The 2,879-nt window shown below is 71.8% G+C and carries 3 protein-coding genes; all 3 read right to left on the bottom strand.

What is annotated here, in order from left to right; translation table 11 throughout:
* Positions 1-1,346: ATP-binding protein (locus Q7T09_RS00260; protein WP_304696947.1), on the bottom strand; the 1,346-nt coding region annotated here is incomplete at its 3' end.
* A gap of 140 nt (positions 1,347-1,486) precedes the next feature.
* Positions 1,487-2,218, bottom strand: a complete 732-nt coding sequence (locus Q7T09_RS00255) for a response regulator (RefSeq protein ID WP_304696946.1) — start codon at positions 2,216-2,218, stop codon at positions 1,487-1,489.
* 82 nt (positions 2,219-2,300) lie between these two features.
* On the bottom strand, positions 2,301-2,834 hold the full coding sequence (locus Q7T09_RS00250) for a Spy/CpxP family protein refolding chaperone (RefSeq protein ID WP_304696945.1): 534 nt from the start codon (positions 2,832-2,834) through the stop codon (positions 2,301-2,303).
* Between the last annotated feature and the right edge of the window lie 45 nt (positions 2,835-2,879).

The raw sequence follows: 2,879 nt of genomic DNA, 5'->3' as shown, positions 1-2,879 counted from the left end.
TCCCCGCCGTGCGCCCGCGCGATGGACCGCGCCACGGCGAGGCCCAGCCCCACCCCGCCGCCGTCCAGCGTTCGCGCGGCCTCGGCGCGGTAGAAGGGCTGGAACACCCGCTCCAGTTCGCCCTCGGCCAGGCCCGGCCCGTCGTCGGCGATCTCCACCACCGCGTGGCCGTCCTCCTGGAAGACCCGCACCCGGCCGCAGGCGCCGTACTTCACCGCATTGTCCAGCAGGTTGCCGAACAGCCGCTGCAGGCCCAGGGCGTCGGCCTCCACCGTCACCGGGGCGCTGTCCTCCAGCGTCAGGTCCTGGTCGCCGGCGTCGTCCACCAGGCATTCCAGCAGCGACAGCAGGTCCAGCCGCTCGCGGGGCCGCGAGGCGCTGGCGTCACGGATGAAGGCCAGGACCGAGGTGATCATCGCCTCCATCTGGACGATGTCGGCCAGGACACTGTCCTTTACGGGCGCGGGCGCGCCCTCCAGCTTGAAGCGGATACGGGCCAGCGGCGTGCGCAGGTCATGGGAGATGGCGCCCACCATGGCGGTGCGGTCGTCGATGAAGCGCTTGAGGCGGGCCTGCATGTCGTTGAAGGCCCGGGCGGCCGCCCCGATCTCCGCGGGACCCGACAGCGCCATCAGCGGGCCGGTGGGATCGCGGCCGAGGGTCTCGGCGGCGCGGGCGAACTGGTCCAGGGGCGCGGTGATCCGGCGGGCGAAAAAGTAGCCGAGCGGCGCCACCAGCAGCAGGCAGCCGGCGAGCCACAGCAGCACGCGCCTCTGCCAGTCGTTGGGGAAGGGCTCGGGCTGGGGCCGCACCACCAGCCACTGGCCGTCGCCCTGGCGCACCGCGGCGCTGAACTCGCCGAACATCGGCGGGCCCGACTCCCGGAACGCCATCATCGGCGGCTGGCCCCCGGGGCCGGGAGGCCCGGCGACGAAGACGTCGAACCGGCGCTGACCCGGCGGCGGCGGCCCGCCCGACCCGAACTCGTCGGCCATGATCCTTTGGTGGCGCATCTCCATGGCCGCGCCGCCGATGCCCAGGGTGCGGTGCAGCCGGCCGGGGAAGGTCATGTGCTGGGCCAGGCGGAGGTCGGCCTCCCTGACCCCCAGCAGGGCCGCCAGCTGACGGCGGGCGTGCTCGCTGGGGAAGTCGGCGGCCTCGGGGGGCGGAGCGGCCAGCACCTCCCGCACCAGGGGCCGGCCGAAGCGCGGGGTGAGCGACCCGCCCTTCAGGGCCTGGGCCACGTCCTCCAGCCGGTAGACCGGGCGCGGTGGCGGCGGCATCAGCACCACCACGGCGAAGGTCATCAGCTGGGCGGCGATCAGGCTCACCACCAGCAGGGCCACCAGCTGCAGGGCGATGGGCGCGCGGGTGCGCCCTAGAGCCGGATGGCTTCTCTCGAAGCCTGAAGCCGGCTCTATAACTTTGAATTTGGAGCACGATGGGCTCAGGCGATTCCGCCTGAGCCCATCGTGCTCTAGGGGCTTCACGGGCGGGTCACCTTGGCGTCGAACAGGTAGCCGGCGCCGCGATAGGTCTTGATCACCTCGGCCGGGGCGCAGTCATGAAGCTTGCGGCGCAGGCGGCTGATCTGCACGTCGATGGCGCGGTCGAAGACGTCGGCGTCGGTTCCCCGCGCCTTCTCGATCAGTTCGTCCCGCGACAAGATCCGCTGGGGATTGTCGAGGAAGACGCTGAGCAGGGAGAACTCGCCGGCCGTCAGCAGGATATTGACCCCGTTGGGCGCGCGCAGTTGGCGGCGCACCCCGTCCAGGGTGAAGCCCAGGAAGTGATAGGCCTTGCCCTTGGGCGTCCCGGGCGCCCGCGCGTCCTCCCGGCGGCGAAGGACCGCGCGGACCCGGGCCAGCAGCTCGCGGGGACTGCAGGGCTTGGCCAGGTAGTCGTCGGCCCCCAGCTCCAGGCCGAGGATGCGGTCGATCTCCTCGCCCATGGCCGAGAGCATGATGATCGCCGGGCCGCCCGCGTCGGCCAGCCGCCGGCAGATGGACAGACCGTCCTCCCCCGGCAGCATCAGGTCGAGCACGACGAGGTCGATAGGGGCGGCGGCCAGGACCTGCTCCATGGCCAGAGCGTCGCCGGCCTGGGCGACCTCATAGCCGTGCTGGGAGAGATAGTCGGCGATCCCCGCCCGCAGATCCCCGTCGTCGTCGACGACCAGGATCTGGGGGACGGGAAACGCGTTGGCGGCCGGGGTCATGGAAGCGTCAGTGCAGGCCAAAAGTGGCGGCTCTATCGCACGCCCGCCACAATTGGCCCCCGGTTCCCCCGGCCGTGCAAGCTCAGTCGTGCGGACCGTCGCCACCGGGGCCGCCGTGCATCATCATCATTTTCTGGCCCATCATCCCGCCACCGGACCCGTGCATCATCATGCCGGGACCGTGCATCCGGTGCAGGGCGTCGAACACGGCCTGCTGCTCGGGGGAGAGCGCGGCGTAGAAGGCCCGCGTCGCGGTCTCCATCTTCGCATGGCGCGCCTGGCGCTCGGCGGCCATCCTGTTCATCTCGTCCAGGCGCTGGGGCGTGGTCTGCCCCATCTTCGGCGCGGCCATCATCATGGCGGGCCTGTCCTGCGGGTGCATGGCGTCGCGGAAGGCGCGCCAGGCGGCCTCCTGATCGGGACGCAGGCGCAGGATGGTGTGCATGTCCTTGTCCATCTGCGCCATGTGCTCGGCCATGCGGGCCTTCATGGCGGCGGGGTCAGGCATTCCCGCCATGCCGTGCATGCCGGCCGCGGGCGGGGCGGGGGGCTGGGCGGCGGCGGGGCCGGCGAGAACGAAAAGGCCAATGGCCGCGAGGGCTGCGTATCTGGTCATGGAATTCCTCCCTTGGAGACTGGCACCCAAGCTCGCACAGCCGGG

Source organism: Phenylobacterium sp. (genome assembly GCF_030645195.1).
Taxonomy (GTDB): Bacteria; Pseudomonadota; Alphaproteobacteria; order Caulobacterales; family Caulobacteraceae; genus Phenylobacterium.
This window is presented reverse-complemented; position numbering and strand designations above follow the sequence as displayed.

Excerpts from the sequence above, each read along its gene's own strand:
- Q7T09_RS00255 (WP_304696946.1), bottom strand. The coding sequence starts at position 2,218 with ATGACCCCGGCCGCCAACGCGTTTCCCGTCCCCCAGATCCTGGTCGTC.
- Q7T09_RS00250 (WP_304696945.1), bottom strand. The coding sequence starts at position 2,834 with ATGACCAGATACGCAGCCCTCGCGGCCATTGGCCTTTTCGTTCTCGCC.